Annotated in this window: 17 protein-coding genes and 2 tRNA genes; 8 read left to right on the top strand and 11 right to left on the bottom strand. The window is 61.5% G+C overall.

The window, feature by feature from the left end; all coding sequences use genetic code 11:
• Window positions 1–22: 22 nt before the first annotated feature.
• The 6 genes from era to rpoZ all read right to left on the bottom strand — a co-directional run bounded on the left by era (window position 23) and on the right by rpoZ (window position 5,928).
• The gene (gene era, locus MGMSRV2_RS05360; protein ID WP_024079333.1) at window positions 23–934 is read right to left on the bottom strand and encodes a GTPase Era; all 912 of its coding nucleotides are present in this window, start codon (window positions 932–934) and stop codon (window positions 23–25) included.
• The gene (gene rnc, locus MGMSRV2_RS05355; RefSeq protein WP_024079332.1) at window positions 931–1,620 is read right to left on the bottom strand and encodes a ribonuclease III; all 690 of its coding nucleotides are present in this window, start codon (window positions 1,618–1,620) and stop codon (window positions 931–933) included. The genes era and rnc overlap by 4 nt, the downstream gene beginning before the upstream one ends.
• Before the next feature lie 3 nt (window positions 1,621–1,623).
• Window positions 1,624–2,421: a signal peptidase I gene (lepB, locus tag MGMSRV2_RS05350; RefSeq protein WP_024079331.1), complete on the bottom strand. Its 798-nt coding sequence runs from the start codon at window positions 2,419–2,421 to the stop codon at window positions 1,624–1,626.
• 113 nt (window positions 2,422–2,534) lie between these two features.
• Window positions 2,535–3,275, bottom strand: coding sequence for a pyridoxine 5'-phosphate synthase (locus MGMSRV2_RS05345; protein ID WP_024079330.1), 741 nt, complete (start codon window positions 3,273–3,275; stop codon window positions 2,535–2,537).
• A 20-nt stretch (window positions 3,276–3,295) separates the two neighbouring features.
• Window positions 3,296–5,449, bottom strand: coding sequence for a RelA/SpoT family protein (locus MGMSRV2_RS05340; protein WP_024079329.1), 2,154 nt, complete (start codon window positions 5,447–5,449; stop codon window positions 3,296–3,298).
• 92 nt (window positions 5,450–5,541) lie between these two features.
• A complete protein-coding gene (gene rpoZ, locus MGMSRV2_RS05335) occupies window positions 5,542–5,928 on the bottom strand; it encodes a DNA-directed RNA polymerase subunit omega (protein WP_024079328.1) in 387 nt (128 codons plus the stop codon).
• Window positions 5,929–6,107: 179 nt separating this feature from the next.
• Between rpoZ and MGMSRV2_RS05330 the strand changes: the two genes are divergently transcribed.
• From MGMSRV2_RS05330 to MGMSRV2_RS05320, 3 genes are read left to right on the top strand one after another with little or no spacing between them, the layout of a single operon-like run.
• Window positions 6,108–6,674 carry a LabA-like NYN domain-containing protein gene (locus tag MGMSRV2_RS05330; protein WP_041634105.1) on the top strand — a complete coding sequence of 189 codons (567 nt, stop codon included), beginning with the start codon at window positions 6,108–6,110 and terminating at the stop codon, window positions 6,672–6,674.
• Entirely contained in the window at window positions 6,671–7,312 is a 642-nt protein-coding gene (locus tag MGMSRV2_RS05325) for a uracil-DNA glycosylase (RefSeq protein ID WP_024079326.1), read from the top strand. The genes MGMSRV2_RS05330 and MGMSRV2_RS05325 overlap by 4 nt, the downstream gene beginning before the upstream one ends.
• Window positions 7,313–7,360: 48 nt before the next feature.
• Window positions 7,361–7,780: a bacteriohemerythrin gene (locus MGMSRV2_RS05320; RefSeq protein ID WP_024079325.1), complete on the top strand. Its 420-nt coding sequence runs from the start codon at window positions 7,361–7,363 to the stop codon at window positions 7,778–7,780.
• Between the two features lie 7 nt (window positions 7,781–7,787).
• Here the strand turns inward: MGMSRV2_RS05320 and MGMSRV2_RS05315 are convergent, their stop codons facing one another.
• From MGMSRV2_RS05315 to MGMSRV2_RS05295, 5 genes are all read right to left on the bottom strand, one after another.
• The gene (locus tag MGMSRV2_RS05315) at window positions 7,788–9,707 is read right to left on the bottom strand and encodes a diguanylate cyclase domain-containing protein (RefSeq protein ID WP_024079324.1); all 1,920 of its coding nucleotides are present in this window, start codon (window positions 9,705–9,707) and stop codon (window positions 7,788–7,790) included.
• 121 nt (window positions 9,708–9,828) lie between these two features.
• The gene (locus MGMSRV2_RS05310; RefSeq protein ID WP_024079323.1) at window positions 9,829–12,495 is read right to left on the bottom strand and encodes a valine--tRNA ligase; all 2,667 of its coding nucleotides are present in this window, start codon (window positions 12,493–12,495) and stop codon (window positions 9,829–9,831) included.
• Window positions 12,496–12,600: 105 nt separating this feature from the next.
• Window positions 12,601–13,281 (bottom strand): DUF2497 domain-containing protein, encoded by a 681-nt coding sequence (locus MGMSRV2_RS05305; protein ID WP_024079322.1) that lies wholly within the window; start codon window positions 13,279–13,281, stop codon window positions 12,601–12,603.
• Between the two features lie 125 nt (window positions 13,282–13,406).
• Window positions 13,407–14,783 (bottom strand): TolC family outer membrane protein, encoded by a 1,377-nt coding sequence (locus MGMSRV2_RS05300; RefSeq protein WP_024079321.1) that lies wholly within the window; start codon window positions 14,781–14,783, stop codon window positions 13,407–13,409.
• A gap of 274 nt (window positions 14,784–15,057) precedes the next feature.
• On the bottom strand, window positions 15,058–15,711 hold the full coding sequence (locus MGMSRV2_RS05295; RefSeq protein ID WP_024079319.1) for a protein-L-isoaspartate O-methyltransferase family protein: 654 nt from the start codon (window positions 15,709–15,711) through the stop codon (window positions 15,058–15,060).
• A gap of 205 nt (window positions 15,712–15,916) precedes the next feature.
• Here MGMSRV2_RS05295 and MGMSRV2_RS05290 point away from each other — a divergent pair.
• The 5 genes from MGMSRV2_RS05290 (at window position 15,917) to MGMSRV2_RS05270 (ending at window position 18,998) form a co-directional block, all read left to right on the top strand.
• Window positions 15,917–15,990, top strand: a tRNA-Cys gene (locus MGMSRV2_RS05290).
• A gap of 69 nt (window positions 15,991–16,059) precedes the next feature.
• Window positions 16,060–16,134 (top strand) — tRNA-Asn (locus MGMSRV2_RS05285).
• A gap of 161 nt (window positions 16,135–16,295) precedes the next feature.
• Window positions 16,296–16,862, top strand: a complete 567-nt coding sequence (locus MGMSRV2_RS05280) for a 2-oxoacid:acceptor oxidoreductase family protein (RefSeq protein WP_024079318.1) — start codon at window positions 16,296–16,298, stop codon at window positions 16,860–16,862.
• The gene (locus tag MGMSRV2_RS05275; protein WP_024079317.1) at window positions 16,855–18,018 is read left to right on the top strand and encodes a pyruvate synthase subunit porA; all 1,164 of its coding nucleotides are present in this window, start codon (window positions 16,855–16,857) and stop codon (window positions 18,016–18,018) included. Before MGMSRV2_RS05280 ends, MGMSRV2_RS05275 begins: the two co-directional genes overlap by 8 nt.
• Window positions 18,015–18,998 carry a thiamine pyrophosphate-dependent enzyme gene (locus MGMSRV2_RS05270; protein ID WP_024079316.1) on the top strand — a complete coding sequence of 328 codons (984 nt, stop codon included), beginning with the start codon at window positions 18,015–18,017 and terminating at the stop codon, window positions 18,996–18,998. Before MGMSRV2_RS05275 ends, MGMSRV2_RS05270 begins: the two co-directional genes overlap by 4 nt.
• Window position 18,999 lies beyond the last annotated feature (1 nt).

Below are 18,999 nucleotides of genomic sequence, written 5' to 3'. Positions count from 1 at the left end.
GAAACTCCCCGGCGGCGCTGGATCAGGCGTCGAAATCCAGGCCCATTTCATTGTAATGGCCGCGCTTTTCCTGCCAGTCCTCACGCACCTTGACGTGCAGGAACAGATGCACCCGGCGTTCCAGCAGGGCTTCCAGCTCGGTGCGGGCGGCGGCACCGATGGTCTTGATCTGATGACCGCCCTTGCCGACGACGATGGCCTTTTGCCCATCGCGCTGCACGTAGATGACCTGATCGATGCGGGCGGAACCATCCTCGCGCTCTTCCCACTTTTCCGTTTCCACGGTCAGGGCGTAAGGCAGTTCCTCGTGCAGTTGGATGAAGGCCTTTTCCCGGGTGATCTCGGCGGCCAGCATACGCTGCGGCAGATCGGAAACCTCGTCCTCGGGGAACATCCACGGCCCCAGCGGCACCCGGTCGGACAGCACCTTGGACAGATCGGCCAAGCCGTCACCCTTCAAGGCCGAGACCATGAAGACGTCGGTAAAGATGCCTTCTTCGTGCAGGCGGGCGGTCAGATCCAGCAACCGTTCCTTTTTGACCATGTCGACCTTGTTGAGCACTAGGATCGCCTCGCGCTTGGCCCCCTTCAGCTTGTCGATGATGGCACGGGTATCGTCATCCAGGCCGCGATGAGCATCGACCATCAGGCAAATGATCTCGGCATCGCTGGCACCATGCCAGGCGGCGGCGACCATGGCCCGGTCCAAACGGCGCTTGGGCTGGAAGATACCGGGGGTATCGACCAGAATCACCTGGGCCGGACCGGTCATCAGAATGCCCAGCACCCGGAACCGGGTGGTCTGGACCTTGGGCGAAACGATGGAAACCTTGGTTCCAACCAAGCCGTTGGTCAGGGTCGACTTGCCGGCATTGGGGGCGCCGACGATGGCCACGTAGCCGCAGCGTTTCTCGTGTTCAGGCACCTCGGTCATGCTTTTACCTTCTCCAACAGCAAGGCGGCGGCGGCCTGTTCCGCCACCCGCTTGGACGCCCCGGTCCCATGGACCGGATCGACGCCCTCAACGGTCACCGATACCACAAAAGTGGGATCATGGGGTGGTCCATCCTGTCCAACCACGGCATAGACAGGCAACGGTTTGCCCAAGCCTTGCGCCCATTCCTGCAGCGCGGTCTTGGCATCCTTGGGCGGCTGGGCCGCCGCATCCATCAACGCCGTCCAGGCGGAGCGGACAAAACGGGCCGCCACCTCGAATCCGGCATCGGCATAAAGGGCACCGATCACCGCTTCGCAGGCGTCGGCCAGCAAGGCGGGATTACCGCGTCCACCGGCATCTTCCTCGCCCTTGGACAAGGTCAGGCAGGGCGGTAATCCGATCTGGCCGGCGACCACGGCCAAGCTTTCACGCCGCACCAGGGCGGCATGACGCCGGGCCAAGGCCCCTTCCGCCTCGGTCGGGAAACGATGAAACAGCATGTCGGCAACCACCAGTCCCAACACGCGATCGCCCAGGAATTCCAGGCGTTCGTACGGGGTGTTGCGCCGAGGGGCGCGGCCTTGTGCCACCGACGGGTGGGTCAAGGCCTGGGTCAGCAATTGCGATTGGGCGAATTCATGTCCAAGCCGCTGGCACAGATCGTGGATCGGTCCGGCATCCATGGTCTATTCGATGCCGTCGAGCAGCCGTGAGAAACGGACGGCCCACGGCCACTTCCACACTTCCCACAGGGCGGCGGAGCCGTCACCGGAGAAGAAGATCACCTCGGCCCGACCGACCAGACGGTTGGCCGGCACATAACCCACTTCGTCGAGGAAACGGGAATCGGCGGAATTGTCGCGGTTGTCGCCCATCATGAAGTAATGGCCGGCGGGCACGATGTATTCCGGCGTATTGTCGGCCAAGCCGTTATCACCCTGGAATTCGATGATGCGATGGGTGCGGCCCTCGGGCAGGGTTTCCACGTATTGCGGCGCCCGCATGATATTGCCCTCGCGGGTCAGCTCGACAAAATCCTCGATACGGTCACGCTTCACCGCCTGACCGTTGATGTGCAGAATGCCGCCCACCACCTGGATGCGGTCGCCGGGCAGGCCGATGACCCGCTTGATGTAATCGACCATGTCCTTGATCGGGCGGCCCTGGGCATCCAACACCGGACGGCCCAAGCCGTCACGCTTGGAGACGAAAACCTTGAACACCACCACGTCGCCACGGTCGGGGATGCGTTCCAACACCCGTCCGCCCTCTGGCCCCATGCTGAACGGCATGGAATGGCGCGAGAAACCATAGGCGTACTTGGAAACAAACAGATAATCGCCGATCAGTAAGGTCGGGATCATCGACCCGGACGGAATATTGAAAGGCTCGAAAGCGATTGTGCGGACAAAGCCCGCGATCAACATGGCGACCACGACCGTCTTGATGGTTTCCCAGGTTCCGCCGCTTTTCGCTTTCGACATGAAAATTATCGCCTAATATGTTGAGTTTTTTACAAAACAAAAAAAGCGGCGCTGCCGCTATATGGCGCGAGAAAACCAGCCCAGGGGCCGGCTGTCAAGTTCGATCCCGGTGCTCAGGCCATGCCACTCCGCCGCGCCTCGTCCATCAAATGGCGCATATGGCGGATCGAGGCCTCGAAGCCGATGAAAATAGCCTCGCCGACCAGGAAATGGCCGATATTCAACTCAGCGATGGAGCCGATGGCGGCGATGGGCTTGACCGTGTCATAGGACAAGCCGTGACCGGCATGGCATTCCAAGCCGATGGCCTGGGCATGAGCGGCGGCGGCAACGATGCGGGCCAATTCCCTGTCACGGTCGGCACCACCATGTTCGCAATAGGCGCCGGTGTGCAGTTCCACCACCGGGGCGCCGATTTCCGCCGACGCATCCAATTGCCGGGGATCGGCCTCGATAAACATGGAGACGCGGATACCCGCCTGGGTCAGTCGTGTCACCATGGGACGCAGACGCTCCTTGGCCCCGGCCACATCAAGCCCCCCCTCGGTGGTGCGCTCCTCGCGCCGTTCGGGAACGATGCAGGCGGCATGGGGGCGATGCCGGAGCGCGATGGTCACCATTTCCTCGGTCGCCGCCATCTCGAAATTGAGCGGCAAGTTGATTTCGTTGGCCAGCCGCTCGATATCGCGGTCGGATATGTGGCGGCGATCCTCGCGCAGGTGGGCGGTAATGCCGTCGGCACCGGCGGCGGCGGCCATGTGGGCGGCACGGACCGGATCGGGATGCTGGCCGCCACGGGCGTTGCGGATGGTGGCCACGTGGTCGATGTTGATGCCAAGACGCAGGGCGGGCATGGATTTTTCCTGTGATCGGGTCAGTTGCGGGCCCGTTCCACCGACGAGATGGACGGCGTTGCCCGCAGGGCGGCGATGACGTTGGTCAGATGCTTGACGTCGCGCACTTCGATGTCGATGAGCATCTCGAAAAATTCGGTGGTGCGGTTGGTGATCTTCAGATTGGTGATGTTGCCCACGTTCTTGGCGATCACCGTGGTCACCGTCGACAACGCCCCGGGTTCGTTGGCGACCACCAGATCGACCCGACCGATATGGGCGGCACCGTCGGTTTCTTCCCACGAGATATCCAGCCAGCGTTCCGGTGTTTCGGCATATTGTTCGAGGTTCTCGCAATCTATGGTGTGGACGGTGACGCCCTTGCCGGTACTGACGATGCCGACGATGCGGTCGCCGGGCAGCGGATGGCAACAGCCGGCGAAATGCATGGCCATGCCGGGGATCAGCCCCTTGATCGGCACGGCGTTGGCCTTGTCGCGCTTGGGCTGGGCCTTGTTGACACGTCCCAGCAGGACGATGTTGTCGGCATGCTGGGCCGGGCTGGTCTTCAGCTCGGGATAAACCTGCAGCACCACGTCCTTGCCGGTCAGAATCCCCTCGCCCACATCGGCGATCAGATCGTCGACGCTGGGAGCCTTGAATATCTTCAAGACGCCTTCCAGCGCTTTCTCGGTGAGATCATAGCCTTCCTGGCGGAAGGCGCGGACCAGGATGGCGCGCCCCAAATCGACGTATTGAGCCCGCTGCTGGGTGCGGACGAAGCGGCGGATACGGGCCCGCGCCTTGCCGGAAACGACGAAGCGTTCCCAGGTCGGGTTGGGCGTCTGCGCCTTCGAGGTGATGATTTCCACCTGATCGCCGTTATGCAGGCGCGACCGCAGCGGCATGATGCGGCCGTTGATCTTGGCGCCAACGCAGGTGTCGCCCACCTGCGAGTGGACGGCATAGGCGAAATCCACCGGCGTGGCGCCCGACGGCAACGAAATCAGGTCGCCCTTGGGGGTGAAGCAGAAGACCTGATCCTGGAACATCTCAAGCTTGGTGTGTTCCAGGAATTCCTCGGGGTTCGAGGCGTGTTCCAGGATATCCAGCAATTCCCTGAGCCAGCGATATTGCCGGCCATCGGTCTGACGGCTGCCACCTTGCTTGTATTTCCAGTGGGCGGCGACGCCCAGTTCCGACACTTCGTGCATCTCGTGGGTGCGGATCTGCACCTCGATACGGTGCCGCTCCGGCCCGAACACGCCAGTATGCAGCGACCGGTAGCCGTTGGGCTTGGGCGTCGAGATGTAATCCTTGAAGCGGTTGGGCACCATCGGATACTTGGAATGGATGACGCCCAAGGCCCGGTAGCAATCCTCGACACTGCCGACGGCGACGCGGAAGGCCATGATGTCGGACAATTGCTCGAAGCCGACATTCTTGCGCTGCATCTTCAGCCAGATGGAATAAGGCGTCTTTTCCCGACCCGACACGGTGGCCTGGACGCCGGCATCTTCCAGCGTCTTACGCAACTCTTCCAGGATGCGGCCGATCAGGTCGCCGCCTTGCTCGCGCAGGAAGTTCAGCCGGGCGATGATGGAGCCGCGGGCGTCACCGTGCAATTCGGTGAAGGCTAGGTCCTCCAGCTCCATCTTCATTTCCTGCATACCGATGCGTTCGGCCAGGGGAGCATAGATTTCCATGGTCTCAAGCGCGATGCGGCGGCGCTTGTCGGGGTTCTTGATGAAATGCAAGGTGCGCATGTTGTGCACGCGGTCGGCCAGCTTGACCAAGAGGACACGGATATCCTCGCTCATGGCCAGCACCAGCTTGCGCAGGTTTTCCGCCTGCTTGGCGTGGTCCGACTGCATTTCGATGCGCGAAAGCTTGGTCACCCCATCGACCAGTCGCCCGATTTCGGCACCGAACATGCGGTCGATGTCGTCTTGCGTCGCCGGCGTGTCCTCGATGGTGTCGTGCAGCAGCGCGGTGATGATCGAGGCGGAATCCAGACGGTATTTGGTCAGGATGCCGGCAACTTCGATGGGATGGGAAAAATAAGGGTCGCCCGAGGCTCGCAATTGCGAGCCATGCATCTTCATGGCGAAGACATAGGCGCGATTGATGGCGTCTTCGTCAGCGGCGGGATCGTATGACTTGACCCGCTCGACCAGTTCGAATTGACGCATCATCGGGTTGACACCTCCAGCCGGCGGCAACCCTTGATGGCAAGGTGCGGCGGCTCATGGCGCGGGTTGCTCGCCATGAGCACCACTCCTGGTCCTTACTCGTCGCCGTCGGGCAGATCGCCGGCGAAGTCCATGGGATCATCGGTGACGGTCATGCCGCCATCTTCCAGGTCTTCATCGGAAGCGATGTTCTCGAAGCCCATGTCGTTTTCCGGCATGAAGGCTTCCAGTTCGTCTTCCTCGGGCTCGTCCACTTCGACATGCTTTTGCAGGCCGGTGACCAGGGCGTTGCGCAAATGGTCCAGTTCGACCGTGTCCTCGGCGATTTCGCGCAGGGCGACCACCGGATTCTTGTCGTTGTCGCGTTCAACCGTGATGCGGCCACCGGTCGAGATGTCGCGGGCGCGCTGCGCCGCAATCAAAACCAGCTCAAAGCGGTTGGGAACCTTAGTGACGCAATCTTCAACCGTTACGCGGGCCATGGACCGTCCTTCATTTCATCAATGTGCATGCGCAAAAGAGTGTAGTTTATATAGCGGTGCTGACCCTGAAAGCAAGAGCGTAACCAATCGCCCCTTTCCGCTTTGTTCTTGCGGCGAAACCAAGCACCCCCTACCTTGTCCGCATTGTCGCAAAAATCATTTTCATGATCGGGTACACCATGCATTTCTATGATTCGGAACGGGTCGGCCTGTTCATCGACGGCTCCAACCTTTATGCCGCCGCCAAGGCCTTGGGCTTCGACATCGATTACAAGCGCCTGCTCGACCATTTCGCCACCAAGGGCCGGCTGATCCGTGCCTTCTATTACACTGCCCTGGTCGAGGATCAGGAATATTCCCCCATCCGCCCGCTGGTGGATTGGTTGGATTACAACGGCTACACCATGGTGACCAAGCCGACCAAGGAATTCACCGACGCCGCCGGACGCCGTAAGATCAAAGGCAACATGGATATCGAGCTGGCCATCGACGTCATGGAGATGGCCCCGCATCTGGATCACGTTGTGCTGTTTTCCGGCGACGGCGACTTCCGCCGGCTGGTCGAGGCGATCCAGCGCAAGGGGGTGCGCGTCACCGTGGTCTCCACCGTGCGCTCGCAGCCGCCCATGGTCGCCGACGAATTGCGCCGCCAAGCCGACAGCTTCCTGGAATTGCTGGACCTGGAAAGCATCATCGGTCGCGGCGGCCATCACCGCGACGACCGCCATTACGGCGACGACCAGTGACCCTTTTTACCGGTCCGGCGGCCGATTGCCGCCTTTGTCCGCGCTTGGTCGAGTATCGCCGGGCCAATCAGGCCGCCTTCCCCGACTGGCATAACGCCCCGGTGGACTCGTTCGGTAGCCTGGATGCCCGCATCCTGTTCATTGGTCTGGCTCCGGGGGTACGCGGCGCCAACCGCACCGGGCGCCCGTTCACCGGCGATTATGCCGGCGACCTTTTGTATTCCAGCTTGTTGAAATACGGTCTGGCCCGGGGCGAGTACCGTGCCGATCCTGACGACGGGTTTGAACTGGTCGGCGCCCGTATCTGCAACGCGGTACGCTGCGTGCCGCCCGAGAACAAGCCATTGCCGTCAGAGTTCAAGGCCTGCCTGCCATTCCTGAGCCAGGAACTGGCGGCCATGCCCCATCTTCGCGCGCTGTTCGCCATCGGTCGCAACGCCCACGAAGTGGCGCTGACCACCTTGGGGCTGAAGAAAAGCGCTTACCCCTTTGCTCATGGCGCCATGCACGAATTGGGCAAGGGGCTGGTCATGGTCGATAGCTATCATTGCTCTCGCTACAACACCAATACCGGACGGCTGACCGAGACCATGTTCCATCAGGCGCTGGAGACTTTGCTGGATTCCATCAAGTCTTAAGTATTTTGGCCCATAATGGCCACATCTTTGGATGATTGGGGGGCAATCATGGCTGTATTCCTGCAATGGAACAGTGAATACGAGTTAGGCGTTCCCGCCATGGATGCCGATCACCGCGACCTGATGGAAATGTGCAACCATTTCCTCACCCTGGTCGAGAGCCAATCATCCCCAACCCTGCTGGCCGACAGTCTTGACCGCCTGATCCTGCGGACCCGCGCCCATTTCCTGGCGGAAGAACGTATGCTTGATCGCCACGGCTATCCGGCCCTGGTGATCCACAAGGCGGAACATGAACGGCTGATCCGTGAGGCCGAATCGCTGAGCGATGGATTGCGTACGGACGATGGAGAAAGGGATTTGCCCACCATCATCGCCGAGACCTCGGATTTTCTGAAATCCTGGCTGCTGGAGCACATCCGCAACAACGACCGTCCCTACAAACCGTTCCTGCGCAGTTTGAATTAGCCGGATATTACGCGAATTCGAAGCTGTTCTTACCCCGGCGCTTGACCCGGTACATGGCCTCGTCGGCCATTTTCAGCAATTCCGCCCCATCAGCGCCATCATCTGGATAAAGGGCGATACCGACCGACCCCTGAACATGGGCGGGCTTACCGTCCAGGTCGAAGGGAGCGGCGAGACGTTCCAATATCTTGCGCGCCACCATGGAGGTGTCTGTACTGTCGTGCACGCCCTGAACGATGCAGGTGAATTCGTCCCCTGCCAGGCGGGCAACGGTATCGGACGAACGGACGCAATCGACCAGACGCTGCGCGGTCTGTTGCAGCAACAGATCGCCGGCAGCGTGCCCCAGACTGTCATTGACCTGCTTGAAACCGTCCAGATCGATGAAAAACAGAGCGAACTTCTTGCCGTCGCGCTTGGACTGACGGATGGCCTGGCTGAGACGGTCGACGAACAAGGCGCGATTGGGCAAGCCGGTCAGAGCGTCGAAATTGGCCTGCCGCCACACCCTTTCCTCGTCTTCCTTGCGATGGGTGATGTCCGAGAAAATGGCGATATAGTGGCTGACGACACCGGCATCATCCTTGATGGCGACGATGGACAGCCACTCGGCATAGAACTCGCCCGACTTGCGGCGGTTCCAGATTTCACCGCGCCAGCGCCCTGCATCGTTCAGGGCCGCCCACATGCTTTGATAAAACTCGGCATCGTGACGCCCAGAGCGCCACAGCGCCGGGTTTTGTCCCAAAACCTCTTCCGCCGTGTATTCAGTGATGGCGGTAAAGGCCGGGTTCACATATTCGATTTCGTTATAGGCGTTGGTGATGACCACCGCTTCGCTGGCACTTTCCACCACTTTGGCGGTCAGCTTCAGCTTTTCTTCCGCCGCCTTCATGGCGGAAATGTCGTAAATCCAGGCCAGATTGACCGGCTCGCCCTCGAAATGCGACGCCTTGACCGTCAGCAGGCTGTGAAACGGCTCGCCGTCGAAGCGGCGGAACTCCACCTCGGCATCATTGATCTCGCCCTTATCCTTCAACTCGTGGACGATGTCGGATAATTGCTGATTGTCCACGTACAGATTGCGAGCCCGCTGGCCCAACAAATTCTTCGCGTCGGTGCGCAGGATTTCACAAAACCGGGCATTGGCGAAGACCACCAAGCCGTCCTTGCGGCGCGAGGCGGAAACGCCGACGGGGCTTTCCTGCAACATGCGCCACAAGCGATCTTCCGATTCGCGCAGATTTTTTTCGATGCGCAGACGCTCGCCCAGATCGTCCCGAATACGAGTGACCATGGGGCGGAACACCGCCGCAGCCGACAGCACCAGCAAGAAAAGAACCAAAGCGACGACGGCAGCGTGATAGCCGAACATATGTCGCAGCCGATCCAGATTCTCTTGCTGGTAAAGCCCGGTCAGAGCGTCCAATTGCTGGCCCAGCCGCCCCTTCACCGCCTCGACCATGGCCGCCACGTCGCCAGCCATGGCCGCATCACCACGGCGCGAGACCAGCACGCCACGGCCATGTTGCAAGAACAGCCGCAAATCCGCATCCAAAGCACCATCGGGACCATAATACAAGGCCTTGACCCGACCCACGGGCGGTTGCGGGCGCTTCAATTCAGGCATGCCTTGCAGTAAACCCAAATGCACGGTTTCCAGGCGGTCCAAGGTGGCGTGCAAATCCTGCTCGATCTTGCCGGCCTGGACAGCGCCGGCCTGCACCTGCACCGCCAGATCGGCAGCGCGCTCGACCAAGGCCCGCTGCCGGGCCGAAGCGTTGACGATGGCCGTGCCGCTTTCCGCGTCCATCAGAACCCGTACCAGCCCCAGGAACGAGCCGACAGCCAGCGCGCCGATGATCACCAGCACGGCGACATAGCGAATGGTCAAAGCCCTGGTCAGGCGTTGGGCAAAATCCGACACGTGGCCTCCCCGGCCTTTTATACTCCGCCACCAGCGGTTGGGCTCGGTGATATCACGACCGACGCCTCGAGGCGACAGCGTAAATGAAAAGAGAGGCCGAAGCCTCTCTTTCCTGGGTATGTCACGCCCCCGACAGGCGCTGCAAGGCTTCTTGCAGCTTGGCTTTGGCGGCGGCCCATTCCTCGCGCCGTTCGCGATTTTCCTCGACCACCTCGGGGGCGGCCCGGGCGACGAAGTCAGGATTGGCGAATTTCTTATCGACCTTGGCGATTTCGCCATCGACGCGGGTGACTTCCTTTTCCAGGCGCTGACGCTCCTTGTCGACGTCGATGACGCCGGCCAAGGGCAAGACCAGCGTGGCTTCGTCCACCACCATCTGCGCCGCCCCGTGTGAAAAGGCCTGAGCCACCCGCTGCGGATCGGCGGCGGTTTCCAGCACCGCCAGACGGGCCAGACGGTTGATCAGTTCGGCATGGGTCTTGGCCCACTGCTTTTTGGTCGCGGTCAGGCCGGTGGCGAGCAAATCCACCTGGGTCGACGGCGGCACGTTCATTTCGGAACGAACGCCGCGAATGGTGGAAATCATCCGCACCACCCAATCCATTTCCTCTTCCGCCGCCGCATCGTGCAGGCCGGGCAGTACCGGCCATGGGCGCAGCATCAGCTTGACGTCGCGGCCATCGCCCATCTGCGCCCACAGCTCTTCGGTGATGAAGGGCATGAATGGGTGCAGAATGTGCAAGATGGTGTCGAAAACCCAGGCGGCGGTGGCGCGGGTCTCGGCCTTGGCCGCTTCGTCGCTGCCGCTGAAGATGGGCTTGGCGAATTCCAGGTACCAGTCGCAGAAAGTTCCCCACACAAACTGATAGGCGGCACCGGCGGCGGCATCGTAACGATAGCCGGACAAGGCTTGGGCCACCTTGTCGGCGGTCTCCGCCACCTTGCCGATAACCCAGCGGTTGACGATTTCCGTGACCCCACGGGGATCGAAACCATCGACCGGGGCACATTCATTCATCTGGCAGAAGCGGGCGGCGTTCCACAGTTTGGTGGCGAAGTTGCGATAGCCCTCGACCCGGCCCTCGGCCAGCTTGATGTCGCGGCCCTGGGCCGCCAGGGCGGCCAGGGTAAAGCGCACGGCGTCGCAGCCGTACTTGTCCATCAGATCCAGCGGGTCGATGACGTTGCCCTTGGACTTCGACATCTTCTGGCCCTTTTCATCACGGACCAGGGCGTGGATGTAGATATCCTTGAACGGCACGTCACCCATGAAATGGATGCCCATCATCATCATGCGGGCGACCCAGAAGAAGATGATGTCGAAACCGGTGACCAGCACGTCGGTGGGATAGTAACGGGCCAGTTCGGGCGTCTGCTCCGGCCAGCCCAGAGTCGAGAACGGCCAAAGCGCCGACGAGAACCAGGTATCCAGCACGTCGGTATCGCGCACCAGTTCGACGCTGTGGCCGTAATGGGCGGCGGCGGCGGCGTTTGCCTCGGCCTCAACTTCCTCGACGAAGACGTGGCCATCGGGGCCGTACCAGGCTGGCACCTGATGCCCCCACCAGATCTGGCGCGACACGCACCACGGCTGGATGTTGCGCATCCATTCGTAATAAGTGTTTTCCCAATGCTTGGGATGGAACTTGGTCTTGCCGGTTTCCACCGCTTCCAGCGCCGGCTTGGCCAAGGTAGCGGCATCCACGTACCATTGGTCGGTCAGCCACGGCTCGATGACGACACCGGAACGATCACCATAGGGAACGGTGTGGGGATTGGGTTCGATTTTGTCCAGCAGCCCCAGTTCTTCCATGGCCGCGACCACCTTTTTACGGGCGTCGTAGCGGTCCATGCCGCGATATTCCTCGGGCACCGCGTCGTTCAGCTTGGCGTCACGGTCCAGGATGTTGATCTGCGGCAGGTCATGGCGCTTGCCGACCTCGAAATCGTTGAAATCGTGGGCCGGAGTGATCTTGACCGCACCGGTGCCCTTGGTCGGGTCGGAATATTCGTCGGCGACGATGGGGATCAGGCGACCGACGATGGGCAGGCGCACCATCTTGCCGACCAGATGGGTGTAACGCTCGTCCTCGGGGTGCACGGCGACGGCGCTGTCCCCCAACATGGTTTCCGGGCGGGTGGTGGCGACGGTGATATAGGTGTCGGCCATGCCCTCGACCGGGTACTTGAAGTGCCACATATGGCCCTTCACTTCCCGCTGCTCCACTTCCAGGTCGGAAATGGCGGTGTGCAGCTTGGGGTCCCAGTTGACCAGGCGCTTGTCGCGATAGATCAGCCCCTGCTTGTAAAGCGTAACGAACACTTTACGGACGGCGGCGGACAGACCCTCGTCCATGGTGAAGCGCTCCTTGGCCCAATCGGGCGAGGCGCCCAGGCGGCGAAGCTGGCGGGTGATGGTGCCGCCCGATTCAGCTTTCCACTCCCACACACGCTCGATGAACTTGTCGCGGCCCAGATCGTGGCGGGTGATGCCCTTGGCTTCCAACTGGCGTTCCACCACCATCTGGGTGGCGATACCGGCATGATCGGTGCCCGGTTGCCACAGAGCGTCACGACCGGCCATGCGATGATAGCGGATCAATACGTCCTGCAAGGTGAAGGTCAGCGCGTGGCCCATGTGCAGACTGCCGGTTACGTTCGGCGGTGGCATCATGATGGTATAGGGCGATTGGTTGGACTCGGTGCGGGCGGCGAAGGCCCCCGAATTCTCCCATTGCTCGTAATGCTTGGGCTCAACCTCTGACGGGCGATACGTCTTGTCCAGCATGACCGGATTGGTCCTTAAATCCAGGTTTCGGTAGTGATTGATGGCAAGGACAAAAGAATGGCGGCCCGGGAAGCCCGGGCCGCCTTGTCCTCGGACCGGCAGAGACTAAAGGTTCTCTGCGCGATTTACCATCTTCTCGATTTCCTTCTTGACGATCCGCTCGATCATGTACGGCAGGTTTTCATCAAGCCATTCCTTGAGGATAGGGCGCAACAACTCGCGCACCATGTCTTCCAAGGTGACGCCGCCATTGCCAATGCCGATGGCGCGGGCACGCACGATCTCACGCGCCAGATCGGACAGCAACGAGGTGCTGCGGTCAGCCACCGGCGGCGACACCAGATGGTCGTCATCCACCATCGGCGCTGCACGGCGCGGCGGCGGCGGCATGACCACCGGCGGCGGCTCGGGTTCCGGTTCGTAATCGTAATCACCGGTATCGGCGGCAAAGTCATTGATGTTGAAGGCCGGCTCGGGTTCTTCGTCATCCAGAACCATATCATCGGTCAGCTCAAGGATGTCTTCATCCTCTTCCGGCTCACTCAGAATAAGCGGTTCTGGTTCCGGCTCAGGCTCGGGTTCCGGCTGCGGCGCCGCCTGAGCGAACAACGCATCGATATCGTCCTGAGGCAGCGGAGCCGGTTCCGGCTCGGGCTCCGGCTCGGGTTCAGGTTCCGGCATGGGAGCCTTGGCCTGCTCCTCCGCCTCGTCCTCCGACAAAATGCGTCGGATCGAGGCGAGGATATCCTCCATTGAGGGTTCTTGTTGGGCCTTGTCGTCGCTCATGGTTCGACTGTCCGATGATCCCCTGGTCCTAATCTTTAGGGATAATGCCCAACGATTCGGAACAAATCATTAAGATATTCACGCCCCACAAATGAAAACGGGGGCTTTTCAGCCCCCGCCCCATTTTATTCGTCGTATTTTTGATCGATCCCAGTGCCGATCCAGCGTCCGCGAACATCGTTATAGTTCTTGGTCGGGTCGTACACTTCCACCGACAAGGCCAATCCATCGGCGGTCATTTCACCCAAAGCCGACTTCAAGGTATAGGCGCTGACCGTTTCGTCACGTTGCGCCCGCACCAAATTGACGCGGGCCGTGAACAGTTCCTGTTCCGCGTTCAAAACGTCGAGAACGGTGCGCGAACCGACCTTGGCCTCTTCCTCGACACCGGCTAGTGCCAGCTCCGAGGCGCGCAGCTGCGCTTCCAGCGACCGGATCTTGCTGCGGTTGGACGCCAAGTCTTCCCAAGCCTTGGTGGCACTTTCCAGCGCGTCGCGCCGAGCCTTGTCGGCTTCGATCTTGCGGCGGCCATAGGTGTGCTTGGTTTCACGCACCTGCGAATAAACATCGCCGGCTTCGTAAATGGGCACACTCAACTTCAAGGCCGCTTCCAGGGTCTCGGTTTCGTTACCCTGCTGCGAGGTGTTATGCCCGCGGCTGGCTTCACCGACCAGCGAGACTTCCGGCAACAACTCACCGAACTTCAGGTCGATGTCGTGCTTGGCCGCCTCGGCAGTCCAATCGGAATAAATCACACTGGGGTTCTTGGCTAAGGTGGTCGACTTCACCTCGTCGAAGGAACCGGGCACGGCCACCGCCTGCTTGGGCGCCGCCGGCTTTTCCGCCGGACGTCCAACGACGGTGATGAACTTGGCGCGCGAGTTCTGCAATGCCCCCTCGGCGGCAGCACGGTCGGCGATGGCACCGGCCAAACGGGCTTCGGCCTGACTGACGTCGGTACGGGTGATTTCACCGACGCGGAAACGTTCCTGCGCGGCCTCCAACTGACGGCGCAACACCTGCTCGTTATTGACGTTCAGGTTCAGCACCGCCTCGTCGCGGACCACATCCAGATAGGACGAGGCGGCACTCAGCAGCACGGTTTGTTCGTTGACATGCAGATCGGCCCGATTGGCCAACACGCTGGCTTCGGCCTTGCGCGTTTCCGCCACGGTGCGACCGCCGCGATAAAGCGGCTGGGTCACCAACAAGGTGCCGGTCTCGGATGTACGCCCCTGCTCGCGCCCCTGCGAACTGGTATTGCTTTCGTAACGACCGCGCGCCACTTCGCCGGTGAAGGTCACCTTGGGGCGCCAATTGGACAGCGCCTGTGGCACCGCCTCGTCCGAGGCGCGCAACTGGGCGCGTCGCGCCAGCAAAGTGGGGTTCGTGGCATAAGCGGAAGCCAGAACCTCTTCCAGCGTTTCCGCCGAGGCGCCCAAGGGAGCAGCCAGACCGACGACGACAGCGGCAATACCCGCCAGCAAATACGCTTTCCTCATTCCGCACCTTCCAGAAATGTCAGCCCGCCCCAACCCTCTGCGGCACCAAGAATCTCCAGGTACATTAGCCAGCCAATCCGAAAGATCAAGTAATATTGCGTATCAAAGGAGCATGAACACCCCAAACCGTTGCGCTTCTGCAACAGGCCCTGAGAATCCAGGAAATCCGCCACGGAATCCCATAGCCGCAAACAAAAGGGCCGGTCGTTCAGCGACCGGCCCGGCAGATTGGATATTTAGGAAGTATTAACTATTATTGCGAAGCCGAGTCAGATCAAAAGACGAATTTAGGCTTGGCGGCAAAACCGGGCAGCAACGGGATGCGGGCGTCAAACAAGTGGCGGCGCCCCCAGGTATCGCCAACGCGAACGATCAGGGTTCCGCGACCGACGCCACGGCCGTTGTCGATGATGGCAACCAGACGTCCGCCTTCGGAAAGCTGGCGGCAGATGGAGGCCGGAACTTCATTGACCGCCCCCGAAAAGATGATGACGTCATAAGGAGCTTGGGCCGGATAGCCCTGGTCCAACGGACCATGGACGAATGCGGCATTGTCGATGCCCAGATCGTTCAGCGACGTGGTGGCCTTGACCGTCCATTCGGCGTCACATTCCAGCGCCACCACGGTTTGTGCCAGCTTGGACAGTACGGCGGTGGAATATCCCGGAGCATCGCCGATATTCAGCACCACGTCGGTGGACTTGATCTTGGCCGCCTCCAGCAGACGGGCCAGGGCCAGGGGCTCAATGATGACGCGACCGCCGCCGATATCCAGATCCTCGTCCACATAGGCAAAGCCCCGCATGGGCTTGGGCACGAAGCTTTCCCGCGGAATCTCGGCCAAGGCGCCGACCACGGCGGGGTCAATCACCCGATTGGTACGAATTTGGCTTTCGATCATGTTGTGTCGGGCGGCGGTGAAGTTCATCGCGGGCTCCTTGGTGGGAAACGGGGGCGGATATAAAAATATTACGGATATCAAGCCGCCTTATACCTTCCGAACCAAGGAAACTCAATGCCTCCAGCGGCGATGAAAATTTCCGCAAAAAAATCGCAAACACCCGCTTGACCGACACCGGCGGGGCGCGTATAAGCACGGTCCTCACGCCGGGCGCTTCTGGTGACGGCAGGTGGGCCGGATGGCAGAGTGGTGATGCAGCGGACTGCAAATCCGCGAACGTCGGTTCAATTCCGGCTCCGGCCTCCAACGCTTCGAAAGAAGCCGGGCGTGATGAAAGAGCGAGCTTCCAGGTTCCCGCCTTGGCGGGACACCTGATCCGGAGTAGCTCAGCGGTAGAGCAGCCGGCTGTTAACCGGCTGGTCGGGGGTTCGAATCCCTCCTCCGGAGCCAATGCAGGCCGGTCTCGAAAGAGACCGGCCTGTTGCTTTTCCACCCCTAACCACCGCCAATAGAGATGCTGCGTTTGCACAAAACGCAGTGGCCTTTTCGTTTGTTCAGACTGGGCGTAAGCTTACTTTTCGAGAGGGAGAAATTACGTCCGGAGAACCGCCATGATCGAAGTCCGGATACACGGACGGGGCGGCCAGGGCAATGTCGTCGCGGCCTATTTGCTGGCCACGGCGGCGTTCGAGACTGGCCAGCATTGCCAAGCCTTTCCATCTTTCGGTGCCGAGCGGCGCGGGGCTCCGGTCACCGCCTATGTCCGCATCGCCGCCCAGCCCATCCGCCGCCGCTGCCAGGTGGCCAATCCGGCTTTTCTGCTGGTTCAGGATGCCGGCCTGCTGCATATCCCCTCCACCTTGGAGGGACTGAAGCCGGGCGGCGGCATCCTGGTCAACTCCCCCCATTCGTCAACCGAGTTGACGGAAGAATACGGGCGCCCGATGGTTGCCGTGCCGGCCACCGCCCTGGCCCAGGATATCCTGGGCCGTCCTGTCCCCAATGTCGCCTTGTTGTCAGCTTTTCTCGCCTTGACCGGAATGATGCCGGCCAGCGCCTTGGTCAAGGCCTTGGCCCATCGCTTCAAGGGCGACGTGCTAGAGCGCAACACCCGTCTGATCGAAGCCGCCACCACCCAGGTCATTGCCGGAGCGTGGCAGGAGGTGGCCCATGCTTGAAGCCCTCGAGGGATCGGCCGCCATCGCCCGCGCCGTTGCCCGCTGCCGTCCCGGCGTGGTCGCCGCCTATCCGATCACACCGCAGACCCATATCGTCGAGAACATCTCGAAGCTGGTGGCCGACGGCAAGTTGCAAACCGAGCTGGTCAGCGTGGAAAGCGAGTTTTCCGCCGCTTCCGTCGCCTTGGGCGCGTCGGCCGCCGGCTCACGCGCTTATACCGCGTCGTCGTCGCAAGGTATTTTGCTGATGACCGAGGTCTTGTTCAACATCTCGGGCATGCGCCTGCCGGTGGTGCTGACCTGCGCCAACCGGGCCATCGGCGCCCCCATCAACATCTGGAACGATCATTCCGATTCCATGGCGGTGCGTGATTGCGGCTGGATTCAACTGCATTGCGCCGATAACCAGGAAGCGATCGACACCAGCATCCAGGCCTTCCGCATCGCCGAGGCCACCGAATTGCCGGTGATGGTGTGCATGGACGGCTTCATCCTCACCCATACCCTGGAACCCCTGGAAATCCCAGACCAGGACGTGGTCGATCGCTATCTGCCGCCATTTCGTTTCGACCGCATGCTCGACCCGAAAAACCCACTGTCCCTGGGCACCCTTGTGGGACCGGAATATTTCTCCGAGACCCGTCACCTCGCCCATCAGGCCTTGATGGCTGCCACGTCAACCATTGTTGACGTTGACCGCGAATGGCAAACCCTGACCGGGCGCAGCGCTGGCGGTCTGTTAACCGTGGAGGGGCCGGAAAACGCCAAGATCGGCGTTTTGGCCATGGGCTCGGTGGTGTCCACCTTCCGCGAGGCGCTGGACACGCTGAAAACCAGGAAGAAAGCCAAGCTGATCAACCTGCGCGCCTTCCGCCCCCTGCCCGATCAGGCCTTGCGCGAGGCCTGCGCCGGCCTGAGCGATCTGGTGGTGGTCGATCGCGCCTTGTCGCCCGGTTTCGGCGGCATCTTGGGCGGCGAGATCAAGGCGGCCCTGTCGGGCATGGCCAAGATGCCTCGCATCCACAACGTGGCCATCGGCCTGGGCGGGCGCGACGTGCCGCTGGAAATGTGGCCGCGTCTGCTCGACGTACCGAGCGAGGATGGCGGCTTCCGTATTCTCGACCTGGAACCGGCCAAGCTGGGAGAGGTGCCATGACCCAAGCCAACAACGATCCCCGTGCCCGTCAACCACGGTTTCGCGGGCTCGAGGCCGGCCATCGCGCCTGTCAGGGCTGTGGCGAGGCCCTAGCCGCCCGCCTGGTCACCGAATCCGCCGGCCCCGACGTCATCCTGACCAACGCCACCGGCTGCCTGGAAGTGTTCACCACGCCGTGGCCGCAATCGGCGTGGCGGGTGCCGTGGCTGCATTCCCTGTTCGAGAACTCGGCGGCCATCGCTTCGGGCGTCGAGGCGGCGTTGAAGGCGCAAGGGCGGCGCAGCAAGGTCATCGCCATGGGCGGTGACGGCGGTACCTTCGATATCGGCTTCCAGGCGCTGTCGGGCATGCTGGAACGCATGCACAACGTGCTTTACGTCTGCTACGACAACGAAGCCTATATGAATACCGGCATCCAGCGTTCGGGCTCGACCCCGCATGCGGCGATGACCACCACCTCGCCGCCGGGCAAGGAGCGCATGGGCAAGAGGCACCTGAAAAAGGACCTGCTGTCCATCATCGCCGCCCACCACATCCCTTATGCCGCCAGCGCCTCGGTCGCCTACCCCCAGGATTTGCGCCGTAAGGTACGCCGGGCCATGGAAATCGACGGTCCCACCTTCCTGCTGGTTCACTCCCCCTGCCCGCTCGGATGGGGCCATGACGGCAGCGAAACGATCCAGGTGGCCCGCCTAGCGGTGCAGACCGGACTGTTCCCGCTGGTGGAATTGGAACGGGGCGAAGTGGCCTCGGTGATGCCGCTACGGCAAAAGGTGCCGGTCACCGAATATCTGAAGCTGCAAGGCCGCTTCCGTCATCTGTTCGTTGACAGCGACCATCGGGCGCGGGAAGAGCGCGAGCATCTGCAAGCCCTGGCCGATTACAACATGGAACGCTATGGCCTGTTTGGCGACGGTGACGATCCGTTCGATGCCGACGGCGCCGACACGGTGCGCCGTGGCGGCCCAGCCCGAGCCTGAG

Source organism: Magnetospirillum gryphiswaldense MSR-1 v2 (assembly GCF_000513295.1).
Lineage (GTDB): Bacteria > Pseudomonadota > Alphaproteobacteria > Rhodospirillales > Magnetospirillaceae > Magnetospirillum > Magnetospirillum gryphiswaldense.
The sequence above is the reverse complement of the archived record's forward strand: the minus strand, read 5'-3'. Positions and strand labels throughout refer to the sequence as shown.